This is a genomic window from Novosphingobium sp. MMS21-SN21R, from assembly GCF_031846015.1.
Classification (GTDB): domain Bacteria; phylum Pseudomonadota; class Alphaproteobacteria; order Sphingomonadales; family Sphingomonadaceae; genus Novosphingobium.
This window is the reverse complement of record NZ_JAVRDU010000001.1, coordinates 842,982-864,574: the sequence shown is the minus strand read 5'-3', so window position 1 is coordinate 864,574 and position 21,593 is coordinate 842,982. Positions and strand designations below refer to the sequence as shown.

16 protein-coding genes are annotated in these 21,593 nt (G+C 64.3%); 6 read left to right on the top strand and 10 right to left on the bottom strand.

Annotated elements, in window-relative coordinates; all coding sequences use genetic code 11:
* Positions 1-37: 37 nt before the first annotated feature.
* A complete protein-coding gene (locus RM192_RS04050) occupies positions 38-1,786 on the bottom strand; it encodes a hypothetical protein (RefSeq protein WP_311506296.1) in 1,749 nt (582 codons plus the stop codon).
* Positions 1,783-3,516 (bottom strand): hypothetical protein, encoded by a 1,734-nt coding sequence (locus RM192_RS04045; RefSeq protein ID WP_311506295.1) that lies wholly within the window; start codon positions 3,514-3,516, stop codon positions 1,783-1,785. The genes RM192_RS04050 and RM192_RS04045 overlap by 4 nt, the downstream gene beginning before the upstream one ends.
* On the opposite strand from RM192_RS04045, the gene RM192_RS04040 reads away from it, so the two are divergent.
* Together RM192_RS04040 and RM192_RS04035 are read left to right on the top strand one after the other, a co-directional pair.
* A complete protein-coding gene (locus RM192_RS04040; RefSeq protein ID WP_311506294.1) occupies positions 3,515-3,736 on the top strand; it encodes a hypothetical protein in 222 nt (73 codons plus the stop codon). The genes RM192_RS04045 and RM192_RS04040 overlap by 2 nt on opposite strands.
* Entirely contained in the window at positions 3,729-8,282 is a 4,554-nt protein-coding gene (locus RM192_RS04035; protein WP_311506293.1) for a hypothetical protein, read from the top strand. Before RM192_RS04040 ends, RM192_RS04035 begins: the two co-directional genes overlap by 8 nt.
* Positions 8,283-8,515: 233 nt before the next feature.
* Here the strand turns inward: RM192_RS04035 and RM192_RS04030 are convergent, their stop codons facing one another.
* The 6 genes from RM192_RS04030 to RM192_RS04005 all read right to left on the bottom strand — a co-directional run bounded on the left by RM192_RS04030 (position 8,516) and on the right by RM192_RS04005 (position 15,839).
* On the bottom strand, positions 8,516-8,773 hold the full coding sequence (locus RM192_RS04030; protein WP_311506292.1) for a ribbon-helix-helix domain-containing protein: 258 nt from the start codon (positions 8,771-8,773) through the stop codon (positions 8,516-8,518).
* The gene (gene parA, locus RM192_RS04025; protein ID WP_311506291.1) at positions 8,770-9,426 is read right to left on the bottom strand and encodes a ParA family partition ATPase; all 657 of its coding nucleotides are present in this window, start codon (positions 9,424-9,426) and stop codon (positions 8,770-8,772) included. Before parA ends, RM192_RS04030 begins: the two co-directional genes overlap by 4 nt.
* 68 nt (positions 9,427-9,494) lie before the next feature.
* Positions 9,495-12,374 carry a MobF family relaxase gene (gene mobF, locus RM192_RS04020; RefSeq protein ID WP_311506290.1) on the bottom strand — a complete coding sequence of 960 codons (2,880 nt, stop codon included), beginning with the start codon at positions 12,372-12,374 and terminating at the stop codon, positions 9,495-9,497.
* A complete protein-coding gene (locus tag RM192_RS04015; RefSeq protein WP_311506289.1) occupies positions 12,371-13,132 on the bottom strand; it encodes a hypothetical protein in 762 nt (253 codons plus the stop codon). Before RM192_RS04015 ends, mobF begins: the two co-directional genes overlap by 4 nt.
* A gap of 340 nt (positions 13,133-13,472) precedes the next feature.
* Complete coding sequence (gene repC, locus RM192_RS04010) at positions 13,473-14,645, bottom strand: replication initiation protein RepC (protein WP_311506288.1); 1,173 nt, start codon at positions 14,643-14,645, stop codon at positions 13,473-13,475.
* A gap of 294 nt (positions 14,646-14,939) precedes the next feature.
* A complete protein-coding gene (locus tag RM192_RS04005) occupies positions 14,940-15,839 on the bottom strand; it encodes an oxidoreductase (RefSeq protein ID WP_311506287.1) in 900 nt (299 codons plus the stop codon).
* 198 nt (positions 15,840-16,037) lie between these two features.
* Between RM192_RS04005 and RM192_RS04000 the strand changes: the two genes are divergently transcribed.
* From RM192_RS04000 to RM192_RS03990, 3 genes are read left to right on the top strand one after another with little or no spacing between them, the layout of a single operon-like run.
* The gene (locus tag RM192_RS04000) at positions 16,038-16,229 is read left to right on the top strand and encodes a DUF2892 domain-containing protein (RefSeq protein ID WP_311506286.1); all 192 of its coding nucleotides are present in this window, start codon (positions 16,038-16,040) and stop codon (positions 16,227-16,229) included.
* Between the two features lie 44 nt (positions 16,230-16,273).
* Entirely contained in the window at positions 16,274-17,554 is a 1,281-nt protein-coding gene (serS, locus tag RM192_RS03995) for a serine--tRNA ligase (protein WP_311506285.1), read from the top strand.
* Positions 17,554-18,285, top strand: a complete 732-nt coding sequence (locus RM192_RS03990) for a M23 family metallopeptidase (protein WP_311506284.1) — start codon at positions 17,554-17,556, stop codon at positions 18,283-18,285. The genes serS and RM192_RS03990 overlap by 1 nt, the downstream gene beginning before the upstream one ends.
* 9 nt (positions 18,286-18,294) lie before the next feature.
* On the opposite strand, the gene RM192_RS03985 is transcribed toward RM192_RS03990, so the two are convergent.
* The gene (locus RM192_RS03985) at positions 18,295-18,705 is read right to left on the bottom strand and encodes a DUF1761 domain-containing protein (RefSeq protein ID WP_311506283.1); all 411 of its coding nucleotides are present in this window, start codon (positions 18,703-18,705) and stop codon (positions 18,295-18,297) included.
* 104 nt (positions 18,706-18,809) lie between these two features.
* Between RM192_RS03985 and rimO the strand changes: the two genes are divergently transcribed.
* Positions 18,810-20,216, top strand: a complete 1,407-nt coding sequence (gene rimO, locus RM192_RS03980) for a 30S ribosomal protein S12 methylthiotransferase RimO (RefSeq protein ID WP_311506282.1) — start codon at positions 18,810-18,812, stop codon at positions 20,214-20,216.
* Here rimO and RM192_RS03975 read toward each other — a convergent pair.
* Positions 20,213-21,592 carry an N-acetylmuramoyl-L-alanine amidase gene (locus tag RM192_RS03975; RefSeq protein WP_311506281.1) on the bottom strand — a complete coding sequence of 460 codons (1,380 nt, stop codon included), beginning with the start codon at positions 21,590-21,592 and terminating at the stop codon, positions 20,213-20,215. The genes rimO and RM192_RS03975 overlap by 4 nt on opposite strands.
* Position 21,593 lies beyond the last annotated feature (1 nt).

Below are 21,593 nucleotides of genomic sequence, written 5' to 3'. Positions count from 1 at the left end.
GCCGAACTGCGGTCAATCGGCGAAAAACGTTCGTTGATTAAGTCGTTTTGCCATCACCGCTAAAGTCACCCGCTGCTTCGACATTCCCCTTCGCGGGCTCGGGCGGTCTCATTTCATCCATCAACTTAATCCAAAGCTGAGGGGGCACGGGCAGCCTGAGCCGACGGCAGGCGAGCAGGAGGACCGGCCAGTGCTCGAGACGTATAGCGGAAAGAGCGGGATAGTCCGGATTGGCCTGCGCCTCGGCCCGCTGCGCCGCAATTAACTCCGAGCCATCGGTCCCGACCTTGAGCCCGGTGATCGATGATCCTTGCCACGAGTCGCCCTGCCAAATCTTATCCTCGGTCCGGCTATTGGGGACCCAGGCCTGGAAGCTGCATTTCGACGCCTCAGCCTGCTGGAATTCCCCGATCGCGGCGATGGTGTCCCCATCGTCCAAGATGTAGGCGACAGTTGCCAGCAGGGGCATGGTGACGCTCGCCGCCATCGCCGCCTGTCGGTATTCATCGGTCGCGCTTTCCGGATGCCGCAGGAGAAAGCCATAACTTCCGTCGTCCGCAGGATAGCGGCCGTGGTGTCGGTAGGCGATCATTATGCGCTGCGCCGCCTCGCGAACCCACCGACGTGCCGCGTCTCTGGTGTCGCGCACGGAGCACAGGAGCAGGAGTGCGAGCGCGAGGTCGGTCGAATGATGATCGGCGAACGGCGTCAGTAGCGTCGGGTTGGCGAACGGCATCCGTCCCAATGCCTCCGCGATCCTCCTCGCAGGCCAGTTCGGGAGGTCCGAGGTCTGCGGCGCGGCGCCCTCTCCGGGTTCCATCCAGAGCTGCCACAGCCCACCCATCGCCACCCGGCCTGCGGTCTCGAACATCGACAAGTTGATGTCGAGACCGTCAACGGACCCGACAGCGAAGCTGAGCACGTGCAGCTTTCCCGCGTGGGGCAGGACCTTCTTCCCGTACAGCTCGTCCCATATCTGAAGGTGCAGGCTGACGAGCTGGTGAAAGGAGTAACTGGCGTCGAGCCGGCGCCCCCGATCTCCTTCGATCTGCCGGTACAACAGATCCCAGGCCCTCAGCGTCACGATCTCGCTCGCCCGATACGGTGCCTCTAGATTCCCTGCGTCTCGACCCCAGACGAAAAGGATCCACAAGGTGAGGTAGAGGATCCGGACCTTCGCCACGGGATCGGCCTCGCCCTGCGCGACCTTTGCAACGAGCCGCTCGAAATGCGCGATGGACCGTTCGGGGTCGTCCGCCGTCGCAGCCGCTTTCCTCAGAAGCGACCGCAGCTCGCCCGAGAACAGCTCCTCGCGGAGCGCGCCGTCGAGAATCTTGCGGGTCAGCGTGTCCCCGGTCCAGACTTGGTAGTCCAGCGCATCGGTCCGATTGGACAGCATGTAGCCGTTGACGAGCGGCTCCATCGCCTCGGGCACGATGCCGCCGAGCGTTATGCAGATTACGACCTTCAGACCTTGGTGCTCGGGAGCGCGGTTGTTGAGGATGACGTCCTTGATCTCGTCGAGCGATTGGCGAAGCGCCTGGTCCGCGCCTGCCCATTCCTGCCGCGTCAGGTCGCCGCGCTTTATGGAGAAAACGAACAACTTCCGCTCACCGTCGGCGTCGTTGCCGACGGCTATGACGTCCGCGCCATACTGCCTATTGCCGGAAACCGGCCTGCGGACGACCTCGAGTCCCATGCTCGTCAACAAATCGGGGATCACGACGTCGAGCTCGTTCTGCTCTTTCAGACCCTTGAAGTATTCACGGATGATCGGCGTGATCACGGCACCTTCCCCATCGATAGCACGATGCGCTGATACCAGAACCCGACCGGATCGATCGCGTCCAGCCGCGCCAAGGGGATGGAATGGGATACGGAGCCCATCCGGAACTCCTGCCGCTGCGGCGGACCATCGCCAGTGAACACCTCGCTAACGACGCTGTCGCCGTGCAGCACGCGCGTGATCGGGATGAAGTCCATGATCCCGGATCGCTTCGGCATATCCTCACGGACCTTGCGTTGCGCCTCGGCGCGATACAGCTGTCGCAAGAAGCTCTGCCGTGCCGTGGGCCCCAGCTCCAGGATGACGCCGGTCGATCGCACCGCGCCCTCATAGTCCGCGAGTGAGGACAGCAGGCGCGATATGCGCTCCTGAACGAGGGACGGCTGGCTGGGCGATGCGCTCTCGAGATACTCCTTCGGGCCCTCCCAGTAACTGATCAGCAAGGGGTTGAAGAGGAGTGCCTCGAGGCCGTCCCCGGCATCCGCTTGGCCAGTGCGCATGAGGCTCAGGATGATGGATGTCGCAGTCACCGGCTGGATCATGAGGCTACTGACGACCTTCCTCGCCGAGGCTAGGGTCTGCTCCGCGCTGAGCTCGAAGCGACTGAAGTCCAGCTCGAGCGTCATCTCCTTCTTTGACGCCGGGATGGAGGTGATGTCGCGCGCCGCGTCGATCAGTCTGTCCGACCCGTCCGCAATCCAATCCTCGACGACCGCCTCGAGCGACCCGTCGTTCGAGGTGAGGATCTGGTGAGCGCTGTCGTCCATCACCTCGATGTCTGCGATGCCACTCGCCAGGATGTGCTTGAGCAGGTCCCGGTATGGCTCACCCTCGACGCCACGGAGCCGTTGGGCGATCGCCATGTTGACCGCTTCGATCGTTTCAGTTTCGCCCTTCTCGACCCCTCTAAGAAGCGTCAGCAGGCGCCGCCGGAGCCCGTCGGGTATCGCGTCCCTGGTCATGAACATGCGGGTCGCCGCAATGCGGCGGAGGCGTGCGTCTACTTGGTCGGTGACCGCGTCCAGCGCCGCCTCGGCGCCGGCCGGGTCGCCGCCCTCCCGGAGGCCGATGGTGAGCGCGGCCTCGAACGCGCTCACCCGGCGTTCGGGATCACCGGCCGAGAGCGCAGCGGAAATGGCATTCGACACAATCAACAGCTCAGTCTTTCCCGCTGTGGAGACCGTGCCGAGGACGAAGCCCGCTGCGTTTGCTTCCGCGGCGTCGCCGGTGACCAGCATCGTCGCGACGAGCGCGAGGTATCTCGCGCGGTCAACCCGCAGGCCGGCCTGCAGCGTGGCTATCCGCAGTGAAGCAGGCGCGTCTCCGTCACCCATCGCCCGGAGCATGGCGGTGACGCGACGCTCGTCGCGGGCCGCCCAGCCTGCAACCGCATCGAACATGAAGTAGGGGACGGTCCCGTCCCTCGATCGCACCATGATCGCGTTCGCCATACCGATAACGGTTGTGGCGTCCAATTCGAGCGCCTCGATGGCAGCGCCGTAGACCGTGCCGGCGAAGTGGTCGACGGGTCCGGGCGTCCCCGTCGCCGTGGCGGCCAAGTCGATCATGCCGGCCCGATGGGCGTCGGCCACCGATGCCTTGAAGAGGCCGATCGCATCGTCGTCGAGCGCGATGAGTGCATCGCGGAACAGCGTCTCCAACGTGCCGTCGGTGGCCGCACTGCCGAGCGCGCCGGGCGAGATGTCGGGCAGTTCACGTCGTCTTACCATGGCCGCACCGGATCACACCGAGGCTGGCGCGGCAACCGATATCGACCTTCAAGTGAAGAAAGACAGCGCGATCGCGACCAAAGGAGACACGTTTCTCGCAAAAAGCGTGTGTGCCGATATGGCGGCTATCGACAAGGCACCACAAAGTGACTTCAGTGTGCCGAAGAATATCCGTACAAAAATTTGCGGAAGCGTTTACCAGATTTCACGGGATGCTTGATTTTACACGGATCATCGCCGGTGTTGCCGGCCAGCGCGAGACGTTTGAGGAACTGGTTTGCCAGATCGCCAGGCGCGTGCCACCGAACGGAAGCTCGGAGTTCCGACGGATTCACGGCGCAGGGGGCGACGGCGGGGTCGAAGCTGTCTGGCTGCTGAAGAACGGCGCGGAGGTCGGATACCAGGCCAAGTACTACGTCGCCTCCGCCGATATCGATTGGGGCGCGATCGACAACTCAGTCGACACCGCGCTGTCGACCCACCCAGCAATGACGACAATGCACATCGCCATTGCCTGCTCACTTACCGGGCCGACGAAGCGGCGGACCAAGGCGGGGGCGCCCACCGCCAACGGTTGGACCGAGTGGGACAAGCACAAGGCCAAGTGGAAGGCAAACGCGGCGGCTCTCGGCCGGGCGGTCGATTTCGTCCCTTGGACAGCACCCGACCTCGAGGAACTCCTCACCAGACCGGAAACGATCGGACTCTCCGACTATTGGTTCGGCGCGATTGAGCTGACGCCGAAGCGGCTTGCGGCGGAATGCCAACGAACGGTCGACGCACTCGAGGAACGGTATCACCCCGAGGACCATGTCGACGTATCGACGCGATCAGTCTTCGACGGACTTCTGCACAACGCCGCCCTCAGCGAGGCCATCGCGACGACGCGCGCGGCTCTCATCGATACACGACGTCTCGGCCGTCGGCCAGCCCTGCTCGACGGCGCGGACGGTGCGCGCTTGGATGCAATAGACGTGCTGGCCAAGAAGCTGCTCGACAGGATGGCGCAGCCTACCGGCCCGCGCGATGCGGCGGCATACGCTTGCTGGGAGAGCACCGCGCTCGAGCTGCGCAAGCTGCTGTTCGAGTCGATCCAGGCCGACAGCGACCTCCTGCGCAAAGCCAAGGAAAAGGCCAAGGCCGCCCCATCAGACGGAACGATGCCGATTCCGATCGAGGAAGGTAACGACCGAGCGTCCCTCGACTACCATCTCGACGGACTGAGAAAATTGCAGGACGCCGTCGGCGACGTGCTGCAACTGGTAGCGTCCAGCGCCTGTCGGGCCGATGCGTCGCGCTTCGCCCTGCTCGACGGGAGGGCCGGCTCGGGCAAGTCGCATCTGGTCGCCTCCGAGATCGAGCGCGCGCTGGCAAGCCACGCGCCGGCCCTATTCATTATCGGGACAGACTTCACCACCCACGGCACGCCCGAGAACCAGATGCTAGCGCACTTCGAATGGGGCCAGTCCACCTTCGACAAGATGCTGGGTGCGCTGTCTGCCCGGGCCGAGGCGGAAGGGACACGGGGACTCGTCGCGATCGACGCGCTCAACGAAGGTGCCGGTGCGGCGCTCTGGAGGAGTACGCTGCAGGGGTTCGCGCGACGGGTGCTGGCCTTCCACAATCTGGCGCTGTGCGTGTCATGCCGGCGCGAATACCTAGACCACCTGATCATGCCCGCGGTCGCGCAGATGGCGACGACGGTCGAGATCACGGGCTTCGAGACACCCGCTGACGTCGAGCGGGCCGCGCGCGTCTACATGGACAAGCGGGGCATCGTGCGCCCGGCCACGCCTTGGCTCAATCCGGAGTTCTCCAATCCGCTGTTCCTGCGGACGACATGCCTTGCTCTCCAGGCTGAAGGGCGCACCGCGTTCCCCCGCGGAATGCGCGGCACCAGTGAGGTGCTGAACTTCTATCTGACGTCGACCGGCCGCCATCTCAGCACGAGCTATGACGGTAGCGACGTGCTAGTCGGACCGTTGCGTTCGGCTTTGTTGGCTCTGGCGACGTCGATGGCGGACGCGAGGCAGGACAGTGTCCCGCGCGGCGCGGCGCACCGGATCGTCGAACGGGCATTCGAGGGATTCGCCCCGCCAGAGAACAAGACCTGGCTTGAGACGCTGCGGTTCCGGGGACTGCTCAGATACGATCCTGACCCTAGGACCGACCCCAAGGATCCGCTCGCGGTCCCAGTCGACGTCGTCCGCTTCTCTTTCCAACGCTTCGGCGACCATCTCGTCGCCCGTGCGTTGCTCGAAGGTGTTTCGTCACCCGCCGGCCTATTCGATCCTGGCGGCAAGCTCGCCTTTCTCCTCACAAAATATGGGGTCGCCTACGAGTGGAGCGGGCTTTTCTACGCGCTCTTTCTGCATTTCGCCGACCGTTACAGTGTGGAACTGGTCGATGAGCTGCCCGGCGGCTTCGACGCCTGGTGGGACAGTTGGCCAGTCGAGGACGCCTTCGTCGACAGCATCCGCTGGCGTTCGCCGACGGCCTTCTCCGATCGGACGCTCAAGCTGCTCAACCGCCTCAGCCGAAATGAGGAGGACATCACTGCGCTGCTGATCGAACTCGCGGTTGTCGAGGAACACCCCTGGAACGTCGAGCTCCTCCATCGCAACCTGATCTCGCGGAATCTCGCCGAGCGCGACGCCTTTTGGACAGTCGCAATCAACGCCGCCCATGACGATCCTGGTCACCCGCTCGTCCGCCTCACGGACTGGAGCCTGAACTCAGGCGTCAGCCAGGCCTCCGACGCCACTCTGGGGCTCGCGCTCGCGACCCTCGCCTGGAGCTGCGCCAGCACGAGCGCCTGCATCCGCGATTCGGCTTCGAAGGCCGTCCTAGCGATCCTCGCGGTCCGACCCGCGCTCGCTGCCCCGCTACTCGAGCGCTTCACCGGCTGCGACGATCCGTATGTCGTGGAACGGCTCTACGCCGCGCTGTACGGAGCAGCGCTGAGGACACTGGATCACGCCACCCTCGGCACACTTGCGAGCGTTGCTTGGAGGAACTGCTTCGAGGTCGGCGCTCCGGTTCATTTGCTCGCGAGAGACTACGCGCGCGGGACCATTGAACTGGCCGTATCAGCGGGCTCGTGCGATCCGTCCATCGATCTAGCGCGCTGCCGCCCGCCCTACGGCTCAACGGCACCCAGTTTCAGCGTCTCGAAGGCACGCGTCGATGCCCGCGGCGAGCGGGTCGGCGCGCATTCGATTTTGAGTTCCTGCTACAGCGGCATCGCCGACTTCGGCCGCTATGTCCTGGAAGGACGCGTGCACCGCTTCTCGGAAGCTCGCCTGTCCGAACCGCGTCCGATCACGGCAGAGGAAATCGGGGAGGCGTTCTTCAAGGAAATGATCGCCGGCCGGAGCGACGTTGAGAGCGCGTTCACCGAGCTCCGCACCGCCTATGCAGAAAGGCGCGTCAGCTTTGATTGCGACTCCTTCAAGGTAATTGTCCCTCCCGCCGACCTTCGCCGGATCGACCTCGCGACGTCATCGCTCATGGCTGTTCTGACACCGACACAGCGCAAGCGCTATGCGGCCGAAGCAAGCGCCTGGGTGATGGGGAGTGGCAGCCACGAGTGGATCATCCCAGGCAAGGGCAAGGGCGCGGAGTTCGACGCGCAGAAATGTAAGGTCTGGGTGGCCAACCGGGCGCTTTCGTTCGGCTGGACATCGGATCGCTTCCCTGGCGACCGATATCTTTCCGGAAGAAGCGAACGGGGTGGTCGCATCGAGCGGATCGGCAAGAAGTATCAGCGGATCGCCATGATGGAGCTGCTAGCGCGGCTCGCCGACAACTTCTGGATGAAGCCGCAATGGGGAAGCGGTGCTGCCGTCTACGATAATCCGCTCGACGTCGAGTTCACCCGCGACCTCGAACCTTCGATCATGCCTGCCGACCAAGAGACGACGACGCGGGCCGACCTGCCGCAGGTCCCGCCACTCGTCTGCGAACCGCTGCCGGTCGAGCGGAGGGGAGACTGGGTGGCGGATCCGGACCTGCCTTTCAGCCGTCTCGCCTTGGCAACCTGCCCTGACCTCGGCGAGCCGGGCTGGTTGACCCTCTATCGCTACGCGAGGCACGATATCGACGCCGAACGCGAGGACCGGCACATGGATGCGCCGTGGCTCCAGAGCGACTTCCACTTCCTCGCCGCCCTCCTCCTCTCTCCCGACGACAGGGCGCGCCTGATCAAAAACGCAGTCGCCGACGCATACGACTTCCACGAATGGCTACCGGGCCAGACAGTCGACGGTCCTTATGTCGGGGAGCTGGCGCGACGCGACACGTGGCGCGATGAACCGTGGACGACGCTCGACGCTCGCCCAATCGGAAAGTCTTGCAGTTACAAAGCTATACGGCCCGCCGCAAACTTCCTCTGGGAAAGCCATCTCGACGGGAGCCTGCCCAACGGGTTCTCCCGGCACGTGCCGATACCTTGGTTGATCCGTGGTCTGGGACTCACGGCGGATACGAATAACCTCGGCGTCTTCCTCGATGTGAAAGGAGCACCAACGATTGTCACGGGGAGTGCCACGGGTAGCGATCGGGGCAGTTACGTCCTTGTCCGCCGGGACCCGCTCCTAGACTTGGCACGGAAAAACGACCTCGAGCCGATCTGGACAGTGATCGGCGAACGCCGCGCGACGACGCTCAAGAAGAAGCGACACCCAGACATCCGCGTGCGCTACAATGGATTGCTTTGGTTCGAGGGCAACACGGAGAAGCATGTGCATTGGTCGAACAACGACTAGGTGCGCTCCTTTGGTCAGCTTGTTGCGGTGCAGAGGACTAGGTGAACAAACGGCAGGTTTTCGGGCTCGCGGCGAGTCAGCCAAAAGGGCCGAAGCTGCGGCACATTGCTGCCAGACGGCTTTGCGCCAAGTGAATGGCTGCTTCATACGTAAGCCGCCGTTCAAAGCCCGATCGGCGAACAACACATTTTGGTCGATATCGGCCGAAGCCGTCACCGCCATGAACGTCCGCCCTACCTGCCGATCGGACTTTCGCCGTACTTGCGCAGGACATCGTCAAACGCTTCGGCCATCAACGCCTGCAGGTTAACCCCATTCCTGCGCGCGCAGGTGTGCAATGCCAACGACATCTCTGGCGAAAAGTAGCCGGAAATCGCTTTGCGTCCGACCCGGCTTGGGGGCGGGACTGACGAATTGATGACCTCGCCCGCAATCGCTCGCGGTTCGCTCGTTTCCTTCGGCTTGTCGGCCAGTTTGGAAAATCGGCTCATAGTGCATCTCCTCCCACAAGTTCACGTGTCGCCATGTTCACCTGTTCACACACCCACATGTGAACATGTTCGATCTCGCACGCTGCCTTCCCGCCTGGCTCCAACTCGAACACGGTTTTCCCTGCGGCGCTGGCGTGGCGGAACACCGCCCGATCGGCGACCGGGTGTGGACAAACAGCTGCGCCGAACCCGCTGACCAGCTCGGCCGCGTCAGCATGGATTCGTTCGGCATTTGGCGGTCCGGCGGTGAACACCACCCAGGCGGGCTTCGCCAGCAACTGCACCAATCTCGCCGTCGTCCGGACTGCCGCCAGGTCGAACGCACTCGGGCGGCAAGGAATCAGCACCAAGTCGGCCGCCTCCATCGCCTTGCTCGCAGTCGTGTCGGCATGAGGCGGTGTATCAATCACGATGAACGTCGCGCCGGCTTCCTTGGCCTGTGCGATCTTGGCCGCGATGCGCGGCGGGGCGCTGTCGATCACTTCAGGCGGGGCTTCGTCGCGCCAGGCGGCCCACTGGCTCGCCGTGGCCTGGGGGTCGGCGTCGATGACCAACGCCACCTCGCCCTTTCGTTCGGCTGCGGCGGTGAGGTGGATGGTCAGGGTGGTTTTCCCGGTTCCGCCTTTCTGGCTGACAATTGCAATTGTGGTCATGTGGGCTCCTTCACTTGTGGTCATGTTCACATGTGGACGTGTGGGCATGTGCGAGCGCGGGCAGCGGCTCACATCTCGAAGTCGTAATCGCGGCTGATTTCCTTGGTCGGCTCGGGCTGCTTGATCTCGAGCTGGCGTTCCATCGCCGTCTCGATGGCCGAGGTCTTTCCGCCAATGTTGCGGGTGACGTCGCGTTCCAGCGCCTTGACGTTGTCGACCACCAGGGTTGCGCTGTCGGCAATGCGGGTGACGGCGACGAGGAACGACTGGGTCGAGTTCAGCATCTTCTCCTTCTCGCTCATCAGGATGATGCCGTTGTCGGCGGTCATGCCCTGGGCGATGTGGACGTTGATGGCGTAGGCGAGATCGAGGCGCTCGAGCATCCGGTCGCCGCGGTGGAGCTCGTGCCGTTCGCCTTCATGGGTCAGTACGGTCATCGAATGGCGGCCGATGGAATCGATCTTGGCGATGTCGCCGTTGAGCAGGCCGCGCTGGCGGTCGTTGTCGGTCCAACGGATCTTGTCGCCCTCGAACACGCCGATGTTCTTCTGCTGGTAGATCGAGACGGCGTCGTGGGCGAGGTTGCGGGGCAGCTTGTCGGGCGTGAATTGGCGGAGCGAGCCGTCGGTCATCTCGATCCCGACCTTGCCGTTTTCCGCGTGCTTGACCACTCCGCGATCGCCGCGACTGAAGCCCTGGCTCGGCAGGTCAGTGCGGAACTCGACGATCCGTCCGTCCTGATAGCCGCGCATCTGCCGTGCGCCCTCCCGCGTGATGGTGACGCGGTCGAGCACGTTGACCCGCTTCTCCTCACCATCCAGCTCTCCGCGCGCCATCCGCTCGCGCTGCACCGCCGAATTGGCGGCGGTGCGCATGGCGCGGCCCGAGGCGAGCAGGAGGGTACGATCGCGCTCGCCTTCGGGCAGTTCGGCCCAGAGCTTCGCGGCGGTTTCTGGCCCCTTGGCGAAGGGCACCTCGACGGTGTTGGGCTTGAGCAGATCGAAGGCGCGGCCAAGGTTCCGATCGTCCAGCGCCTCGTTCAGTGATTTCATCTGCGGCGACTGTGCGCGCAGGTTCTCGGTGATCGTCGCTGTAGCGAGGCCTTCCTTCTGCAGCAGCTCGAACGGCTTACCCGCCTCTATGGCTGGAAGCTGGCGGGTGTCACCGGCGAGGATCAACCGCGCGACGTCCATGCCGTTCGCCAGTTCGATCAGCTTGGTGAGCCGCTCGTTGCCGATCTGCGAGGACTCGTCGACCATGATGACGGAACCCGAGAGCGCTGCCCTGGCTTCGGCCATCTTCTCCGGGCTGGCAGTGCCGTCGAGCACACGCTTGAATCGGCCGAGGAAACTGTCGACCGTCGAGGCTGGAACATCGAGCTTGGCACCGAAGTCCCGGGCTGTGCGTCCGGCGTGGGCCAGCGCGAACATGGTCTTGCCATCCTGCTTCAGCAGGGCCGCCACCGGCATCAGGGCAGCCGACTTGCCGACGCCTGCACCGCCTTGGATCAATTGCACCCGGTCGCGCGATTGCAAGACATCGATCCCGGCCTGCTCCTGACCCGGATTGAGCCGCCTAAGGCCAAGGTCGCGTGCGGCTTGCTGGAGGTTTGCGTTGAGGTCCGTGCCCTTTGCCAGCGGCTGCACGGCATCGCGCCCTGCTTCGGCCTGCGCGATCACCCGATGCTCAAGCTGCAAGGCCGACTGCGTGGTCATCAATCGGTCGCCGCCGATCAGCAGGCCCTTGTCCTCCAACACCGCCATCCGCGCCTCGATGTCCGCGACGGTAACAGGGCCGCCGCGTTCGAGTGCCGTACGGATCAGGTCGTTGCGCTCGAACGCCGCCTCGCGCTCGCCTTGGTCGCGTGCGGCTGACGCCACCGCCTGTGCAGCCGCGAAGCCCTTGGGATCGAGTCGCCCCAGTCGTTCGGGCACCAGCGGGTCACCATCCCTCGGCGTCAGGCCCATCGCACCCGCAATCGCCATGCCACGCGCGCCGATCCCGCGCGCCCCTTCGATCACACGCGACCAGACCGTCTCGCGCAGCGCTGACCGCTCGGCTGCAGCATCGAGCAGCCGCTGGCCATCGAATCCGACCCTCTCCGCCGCCGCCTGCCATTCCGCGCCTCTTTGCTCGGGGCTGAACTCAGGATTCTTGGCTTGGCGGGTAGCGAGCGCTGCCAGTTCGCGTTCGCGAGGACTGCTGCGCTCCTCCCGGGCCAGGGCTTCGAGGATTTCCTCGCGGCGGGTCGAGAAAGCCTCGATCGCCTCCCGGGAGACGCCCTTGATCTCGAAGGCACCATCGATCGGATTGCGCGCCGGGGTGGTCTCGTAGCCAAGTTCCTCGATCCGGGCGCGCAGCTCGGCATTGTGGACTGCGCCGATGAGGTGCTGGTTGCGGTAGAGCTGGTCGTTGTGGACCGCGTGCCACTTGCCGTCCGAAGCCTTGGTCGCATTGGCGATGACGGCATGGACATGCAGTTGCGGCTCGTTGTTGCGGTTCACGTCGTGGAGGAAGGTGGCTGCGACCATGTTGCCAGTCTTCTCGACTACCTGCTGCTTGGCCGCCGGATCCCAGACCCGGGCCTCGACCAGGTTCTTCTCGGCCCATCCTAGGGTTGCGGTCACCGAATCCCGGAAGGCGCCGACGATGCGCTCGTCGCGACCGATCAGCGCCAGCAGCGATACAGATTTGGGAGCGGAGAAGGTCATGTCGAGACCGGGGCGATGTTCACCGTGGACGGCGGTGATTTCGCTGCCGTCGGGCAGCTTGCCGGACAGCACGTCGACGAAGGCTTGTTCTTCGACGATGCCCTGCAGGCCCAGCGCCTCGGCACCACGGCCAAACCACTCGCTGGCCTCGGTCAGTTCCGAGGTCGTGTAGTAATTGTCCTGGGAGTAGTATTCGCCCGCACCGCTGGCGGAGCCGACTGCCGTGAGGTTGATCATTTGCCCGACCTCGCCGATGACACGTGGCCTTGACGGTATTCGGCGGGTACTTCGCAATCGCGCACGCCATAGCGGTCATCGATGACCCGGCAGACCAGTTCGGTTGTGGGGAGTGCCCGTTTGGCGATTGGCACACCGAGCCACGCCATGTTGGCCGCCGCAAGGAGGACGACCATGGCGCCGACCAAACCGATCAAGGCGGCCAGGGCGATCAGGAACCGAAGCGAGAAGTCTCCCGGGAACACCACTTTGTAGAGATTGCGCGGAGCGGTCGCCTCGGCGCGGATCGCCTCGAGCCGTTGTTCGATCTTCTGGAGTCGCGCATCCTGCTTATCGTCCATCCGGTCCGCGGCCTCGCCAAACGCATCTCTCAGCTTTCTGGCAACATCGACAAAGGGCTCATAGGCCTTCCGGTTGTTGTTGGTCACACGCTCCGAGAGCCTTTCCTCGGCAGCACGGATCGCCTCCGCGTTGGGAGCCAGGGCATCGAGCATCTTCTTCTCGTGCCGTTGAGTGCTTCGCAAAAGCCGATCCTGCTCGACCACATTTTCGCGCAACTGCACCGCGAGCGCATTGAGGCTGCCATCGATCCGAGGGCCGTCTTCGATCTGGAATGCGAGCCTGCCGGCATCGTGCGCTTCGACGGCTTCGGTTGCGATGGCCCGCATGAGCTCCGCCCGCGACAGCCCTCGGGCACTGCAAACACGGTCAATCCCTTCGAGGATCCGCTCATCATAGTTGACGTTGACCTGACCCATGATCAGCGCTCCCGGGCCAGCGGGTGACGCTCGGCACCTATTCGCCAAGGCATTGATCTATTGTGGTTATATTGTCCCGCTCTAGCCGTATTCGCGGTGAAAAGAGCTTTTCGGCGGCATTTAAGAACCGGGCTAGGGCCTAGAATGCCGGAATTCCGAGGCTCCCGGACTCCCTTCGGATTGCTACCCCGTAGCGTGGTGTGTGCACCTTCAAGCAAAAAAAGCGCGAGGAACCCGCTGAGGTCATTGGCGCTCTTCGAGGGTGCCTGAAGGGCAATTCCAGCGGGAAACGAACGGCCAGATGGCCACTCGAGATCAAGCGTCAGATTGGCGGGCGTGGTCATGCCGGATCTCCCATGGCGGTGCCGATGTGCGAGAGGATTTGGGCTGTGAGGAAGGCCATGGTTTGGTCCTGCTCGTGTTCGGGTAGCGATGGCGCTGGATGGACCCCGGGCGTTGCCGCCTCTTCCCGCTGGAAAGCCCTTAACAGCCCATCGAGGTTGAACCCGGCTTTGGTGGCACTGCGGACCATGCCGCTGAGGCACTTGCCCGGATGCCGCGCCTGATAGCGGTGACCGGCTCGCAGACGGGCGTTGCGGTCAATGACCAGCACGCACAGGGCAGCTCGCTCACGGCCAAGCACGGAGCAGGCCTTGCCCCACGTGCGTTGCCCGATGCCAAGCCAGGTTGCGGTCTGCCGCGATGCCTCGATCAGGCTCGGCCACCGCGGATCGCCATAGACGGCTGCAATTGCACGGTACTCATCGGAAGCGAGGTCCAGCGCAGCGCGTGGTGTGATCGTCGGTTCCGGCCGCCCGCTACAGGATCGTGATGAATCCTGATTCTGTATGTTGGGTCGGTTGTTTTCTTTCGGTCGATCGGAAGTTTTCATCGCACGGGGATCGCCGGCGAGGTCCGCAAGCACGGCTTCAAGAGCGAGCCGGATCGCCTCCAGCTTCTCAATGCGCTGGATGGGAGCGACCCGGCCGTCAGGCAAGATCGCGTCGGCGCGTGCGAGCAACTCCGGCTCGGCTGCATTGCGGATCAGGCGGCGCGTTCGTCGGATCTCGGCCTTGCAGGTATCAATTGCCTGCTGTTCCAGACGGCGGGCTTCCCAAGCCGCCCTCAGGTCGGCGTAGCGATCGATCAGGGGTGCAAGGTTGATCCCGGCCGCCCAGCGGATGACACCGTCGCTCCTGAAGCCCGAGCGGGCACCGTTGCCGCCCGTGGTCCGGACGATCAATTTCTTTGCCTCAAGCTCACGCTCAGCATCGTTGATGGCCCGGCTGCAAAGGTCGAGGTCATCGGCGGTTCGGCACACCCGGTCCCAGACAGCGCAGATGCGGCCGGCCCGGTAATCATCGTCACGCGAGCGCCAGACGTAATGCCTCAGCACCCGCGTTGCCGTGCTGGAGAGGCCAAGGCCGCGCTTGCCGAGGTCCTCGATCAGGGACAGCAGATCGACGCGCCTGACACCCTCGGGAAGCCCGACATGGGCAAGAGTTGCGCTCATGCGCCACCGCCCGCAAGCTCGGCGCTTGCACGGGAATCCGTGATATCGTATGAGAAGGCAGTAGCTGACACGCTATCGAAATGACCGCTGGCGAGGGTGGCAGCCCTTCCGGCGGTTTTTCGTTTCCGGTCTGGCGGTCTGGCAACTGCCTCCGTCGCTGCCAAAATCCGACCAGATATGCGCGTTTTCGAGGGCCTCCAGGGGGCTCCTCGTACAAATCGCGTACAGCGCCCTTCGTACAAGAGGCTGTTTTCGCAACCAAAACAGCTAACTATCTGATTTGGCTGGCTCCCTTCACACGGGTGGGGTCGCAGGTTCAATCCCTGCCGCGCCCACCATTCCGTCAAGTTCGGCCTTGATGTCGGCTGGCAGCGTTAGCGTTGCGGCGGCGAGGTTCTGCTTCAGGTGCTCTGTATTGGAGGTGCCGGGAATCACCAGCACATTTGGAGAGCGCGCAAGGAGCCAGGCCGCGGCGACCTGCATGGGCGTTGCGGAAAGGCCCGCGGCTATTCGGGACAGCGTGTCAGACTGGATCGGGGTGAAACCGCCCAAGGGAAAGAACGGAACGAAGGCGATGTCCTGCGCGGCGAGCGCATCGATCATCGCATCGTCACCGCGATAGACGATGTTGTACTGGTTCTGCACGCAGACAACCGGCGCGATTGCCTGCGCCTCGGCAATCTGTGCGGCGGTCGCGTTGCTCAGGCCCAGATGGCGGATCTTGCCCTGACGGCGCAGATCGGCCAGCAACGAAAACCGTTCGCCGACCGACTCTTCCTTCGGCTCGAGCATCCCTCCCATCATCCGCAGATTGACCACATCGAGCGTGTCGATCCCGAGGTTGCGCAAGTTGTCGTCCACGGCCTGAATCAGGTCTTCGCGGGTTTGCGCGGGAAGCCACGAGCCGTCGGTGCCGCGCCGGGCACCGACTTTCGTGACAATCGTCAATTCGCGGCCATAGGGTTGCAGCGCTTCGCGGATGATCTGGTTGGTGACGTGCGGACCATAGTAGTCGCTGGTGTCGATGTGATTGACCCCGACAGTAACGGCCGCGCGCAATACCGCCACGGCGGCTGCCCGATCCCTCGGCGGCCCGAACGCACCGGCCCCGGCCAGTTGCATGGCGCCATAGCCGATCCGGTTGACCAGCCGGTCGCCCAACATGAAACTGCCGCCCGCTGTGATCTCGCTCATGCCCAAACTCCTTTGGGCAGGCTTGTGCCCCATTCTTGGCCGAGCGATAAGCGCGGGGTACCCGGCCAACGCAATCAATGCGCCGCACCAGTGGCCACAAGTGCGAGATGTGTGAATCTCCCCCGGTTTGACCGCAATCAATGCGTATTCCGAAGCTGTGACGGATAGCTGGTGCCTGGTTCAACAGGAGTGCAGGCAATGTTCAAATCCAACGTAGGCGGCATCGACCGCATCTTGCGCATCATCGCCGGGCTGGTGCTGATCGCACTGGTGTTCGTTGGACCGAAGACGGCTTGGGGTTGGATCGGCCTGGTACCGTTGCTCACCGGACTGCTGCGCACTTGCCCGCTTTATTCGCTGATCGGCCTGAACAGCTGCCCCCGCAAGTAGCGGCACGGCTTGCCTAGTGCGGGGCGAGGCGGCATAGCGCGGCCATGCATGACATCCGCCTGATCCGTGAAGACGCCGCCGCTTTCGATGCCGCTCTTGCCCGCCGGGGCGTGGAGCCTGTCGCCCAGTCGATCCTCGCGCTGGATGCGCAGCGGCGCGAGATTGCGACGCGGATGCAGGAGGTGCAGGCGCGCCGCAACGAGGCGTCCAAGGCGATCGGCGCCGCAATGGGTAAAGGCGACAAGGACACGGCAGAAGCACTCAAAGCCGAAGTCGCTGCGCTCAAGACCGAACTGCCCGCGCTGGAAGAAGACGAGCGACGCCTGACCGCCGAGCAGAGCGCCGCGCTCGCCGCATGGCCGAACCTGCCTGCTGCCGACGTGCCCGCAGGCGCGGACGAGGCGGACAACGTTGAAGTCAGCCGCTGGGGAACCCCGCGTGAGTTCGCATTCACACCGCAGGAACATGCCGATCTTGGCCCGGTGCTGGGGCTGGATTTCGAGACGGGCGCGCTGATTTCGGGCGCGCGGTTCACCTTCCTCAAGGGCGGAATGGCGCGGCTGCACCGGGCGCTGGCGCAGTTCATGCTCGACCGGCAGACAGGTGAGAATGGTTACCTCGAATGCATCCCCCCGCTGCTGGTCAAGGACGAGGCGGTGTTCGGCACGGGGCAGCTGCCCAAGTTTTCCGAGGACCTGTTCAGGACGACCGACGGGCGCTGGATGATCCCGACTGCCGAAGTCAGCCTGACCAACGCCGTGCAGGGGCAGATCCTGAGCGAATCCCAACTTCCGCTGCGCATGACCGCGCTGACGCCGTGTTTCCGCTCCGAAGCGGGCGCGGCGGGGCGCGATACGCGCGGGTTCATTCGCCAGCACCAGTTCGAGAAGGTCGAGCTTGTCTCGATCGTGCGGCCCGAGGAGTCCGAGGCCGAGCACGAGCGCATGACAGGCTGTGCCGAGGGGGTATTGCAGGCGCTGGGCCTGCCCTATCGCAAGGTGCTGCTGTGCACCGGCGACATGGGCTTCACCGCGCGCAAGACTTATGACCTTGAAGTGTGGCTGCCGGGGCAAGGCGCCTACCGCGAGATTTCGTCATGCTCCAACTGCGGCGATTTTCAGGCGCGTCGGATGAACGCGCGATACCGGCCAGAAGGCGCGAAAGGCACCGAATTCGTGCACACCCTTAACGGATCCGGGCTTGCCGTGGGCCGCACGCTGGTGGCAGTCTTGGAGAACTACCAGCGGGAGGATGGGTCGGTGGACGTGCCTGAAGTGCTGCATGCCTACATGGGCGGGCTGACCCGTCTGGTCCCGCAGGGCTGATGAGGCGCCTTGCCGCTGCACTGCTGTTGTTAGCAGCGCCTGCTGTACTGGCGCAACAGGGTGGCAGCGCGCCGATCGTGGCGTGGACTTATGTGGTGCAGCCCGGTGACACTTTTGCCCAGATCGCGCGGCGATGGGGCACGGACATGGCGGCGCTCGGTGCGGCGAATGGCATTGCCAGCCCTTACGTGATCCGGGTGGGGCAAGTGCTGCGGCGGCCAGAGTCTGGAAAGGCGCTGGCACCTGCGCCAAGCTCTTCACCGACGCCGAAGCCCACGCCCCGCACTGCGCCGACGCTGCGCCCTGCCCCGCCCGCGCGACCGCCACTGGCACCGCGCGAGTCCGATGCGCCGCGCATGCAATGGCCGACCGAGGGCGCCGTCATCACGCGCTTCGGCGAAAAGGTGGCCGGCATTCCTTCCAACGGCATCGATCTTGCCGCGCTCTATGGCACAAAAGTGCGCGCCGCGGCCGCCGGAACCGTAATTTATGCCGGGCGCGAGCCGGAACGCTTCGGGCAGTTGATCCTGATCGATCATGGTGGCGGCTTCGTCACCGCCTATGCCTATCTTGGAACGATGACCGTGAAGGAGGGGCAGGTCGTCACCGCGCGCGAGCGGATTGCGCTCGTCGGCAAGACCGGCGAGGCGCTGCGCCCGAGCATCCACTTCGAACTGCGCCGCAACAACGTGCCGCGCAATCCAGAACTTTACCTGCCGCCCCGGCTTTAAGTTCAGCCTTTAACCGAGCAGGAAGAAGGCGAGGCCCATCGACAAGTAGGCCGACAGCCAGAAGCCGCCGTCAATCAAGGCAAGCCGCGTGCTGATGCGCTGCTGGGTATAGCTGATCCACAGCGAGGGAATGACGAAGGCGATGGCAAGTCCGCCCGACATCATGAAATAGAGCCACCACTTCACTGCCAGCGTATCTGCGCCGACGCGCGCGAACATGTGGCCCATCATCGTTGCGGAAACGAGCAGCAGCGCGGCGGTGATCGCGGTGGTCCGCCCCGGCGAGCGGCGAATGCCGAGGCCGCCCGGCCCCACCACTTCCAGCCGCGCGCGGCCGAACAGCGGGCCGTACCACGCTGCCGACACGGCCAGTGCGGCAAGTACTGCTATGACAACGGCAAGCCAGTTGACCGGACCCATGATGTTCCTTCGTTTGCGCGCCCCGCAAGGGCCATCTGCTACGCCGCTGCGAGCCTCTTGGCAATCGCCCGCCATCGCGCGTGACGAGGCCGTAAAATTGGCCTATGGGCCGCCCCAAGATGGCAACCCAGATTCCCCCCCGCGAAATCCCCGACGCCCCCAAGGTTGGTATGGTCAGCCTCGGCTGCCCCAAGGCCCTCGTTGATTCGGAACGAATTCTTACCCGTTTGCGCGCCGATGGCTATGCCATGAGCGCAGATTATGCCGGTGCCGATGTGGTGCTGGTCAACACCTGCGGGTTCCTCGATTCCGCCAAGGAAGAAAGCCTTGCCGCAATTGGCGAGGCGATTGCCGAAAACGGCCGCGTGATCGTGACCGGGTGCATGGGCAACGAAGCCGACGCGATCCGCGCGCGCTTCCCCTCTGTGCTGGCGGTGACAGGCGCGCATCAGTACGAAGCGGTGGTTGAAGCCGTGCACGAAGCCGCCCCGCCGAGCATGGGGCCGTATATTGACCTCATCCCGCAGGCCGAGCCGGGTGACGTCAAGCTGACCCCGCGCCACTACAGCTATCTGAAGATTTCGGAAGGCTGCAACCACGCTTGCGCGTTCTGTATCATCCCGAGCCTGCGCGGCAAGCTTGCCAGCCGCCGGATCGACGCGGTGCTGCGCGAGGCCGAAAAACTGGTGGCTGCAGGCACGAAGGAACTGCTGGTCATCAGTCAGGACACCTCGGCCTATGGTGTCGATGTGCGCCATGAGGAGCGCATGTGGAAGGGCAACTCCGTCCGCACGCACATGACCGATCTGGCGCGCGAGCTCGGCAAGCTGCGCACGCCCGAAGGCGAGACACCTTGGGTGCGCCTGCACTATGTATATCCTTACCCCCATGTCGACGCGGTGATCCCGCTGATGGCCGAGGGGCTGGTCACGCCATACCTCGACATTCCGTTCCAGCATGCCAGCCCGAGCGTGCTGCGCGCGATGAAGCGCCCGGCGAACGAGGCCAAGGTGCTCGACAGGATCAAGGCATGGCGCGAAATTTGCCCGGACATAGCGATCCGTTCGAGCTTCGTCGTCGGCTTCCCCGGCGAGACGCAAGCCGATTTCGAGTACCTGCTCGAATGGCTGGAAGAAGCGCAGCTTGACCGCGTGGGCGCGTTCCGTTTCGAACCCGTGGCGGGCGCTGCTGCCAATGATCTGCCGGATCAGGTGCCAGAGGCCATCAAGGAGGAGCGCTACGCCCGCCTGATGGAAAAAACCGAGGCGATCAGCGCGGCCAAACTTGCCGCCAAGATCGGCCGGACGATTCAGGTCATCGTCGACGAAGTGGGCGAGCCCGACGAGGATGGCGACATTGGCGCAACCGCACGCTCACAGGCTGATGCGCCTGAGATCGACGGTGCGGTCTATCTGCGCAACGTGCCCGCCAGCCTCAAGGCCGGTGACTTTGCGACGGTGTTGATCGAGGATGCAGACGCGCACGACCTCTTCGGGGTGATCGCAGACTAATCTGCCTTCCACAGGTTTGCAGCCTTGCGGCCCTCGTCGAGCAGTGCAGCCACTTTGCCTGCGGCCTCGGCCTTGGTGACGATGCCATCGGCGTTCACGTCCAGCCCCTTGTTCTGAAGGTACTGGCGCGGCTTAGGACCGTCCTTGACGAACAGACCGTGGCTGTCGGCCTTGCCCACGGCTGCGGGCCACAGGATCGCCATGTAGACGTCTGCCAACGTGGACAGCCGACCGCGAAACGGCGTAAAATACTTGTGGACGTAAAGCAGCTGGTCTTCAGCGGTCATTTCCACCAGCGCGTCGCTGGTCGTGCCAAGCGAGCCCGCCGTGGTCGGCATGAACTGGATCAGCCCGACCGCGCCCGATCCCGCCGCATTCTGAACCGAGGGCGAGAATGTGCGTCCGCTTTCGAAAGCCATGCACGCCATCAGGTAATCGGGATCGACCTTCAGGTCGGCGCAGATCGAGAAAACGCGGTCACGAAAGGCGCTGCTGACCTTGACGCCCCATGCAAGGGTACGCGGCGTTGCGGGCTTGGCGGGCGCCGGCTCTGCGGGATTAGCGGCAAGGCCCACGGCGACTTGCGCGTTGGGTAGGGCGAGCCAGCTTTTCGGGCCGACGATGCCATCGGGCACAAGGTTATGTTTGCGCTGGAAATCGCGCACCGCAGCCTCTGTGCCCGCACCGAACACGCCGTCCGCGTTGATGCCGAGACCCGATTGCAGGACGCGCACCGCCTCGCCCTTGTCGCCGCGCCGTAGCGTCGGACGGGCCTGGCTGTCCTTGGCCGGGATCACCGGGTTCGAGACGACGCCCGTGCCCGCCATGAGCGAGGCGACGCGCGCGCGGAAATCGGCCATGTCGATATTGGCGGGATCGTTCTTGCGGCCCTTGGGCAGCGCGAACTCCTTGTGACCGCAGCAGTAATCGGCACTGGCGCCGATATGCTTGAGGATCGCCCCTACGCCCCGGCGGTAGGCATCGAGCTGGACTTCGGGCCACTTTTCACCGGCGCCGTCATTCTCCGCCTCAATGCCGATGAAGCTGGTGTTGCCGGTGGTGATCCCGCGCCATTCGCCCTTGCCCGCGTGGTTGCAGCGCCCGGCGGCGATGATGTGAAACGTACCGTCGCGCCCGAGGCCGAGCTGTGCCAACGGTCCCGGCAGGACCTTGCCTCCGGCCTGCACCACGCCCTCCACCAACATGCGCAGCGTGGGCATCGTCCGATCATAGGCCTTGGTGCCGGTGTGATGGCAGATCACGCCGCGAATTTCGCCCATCGGCCCGAGGCCTCGATCGATCCAGCCGGGTTGCTCGGCAATCTTGAGCCCGGCCTTGCGCAGGGCATCGGGCAGCCAGGTAAGACTATAAGCCATC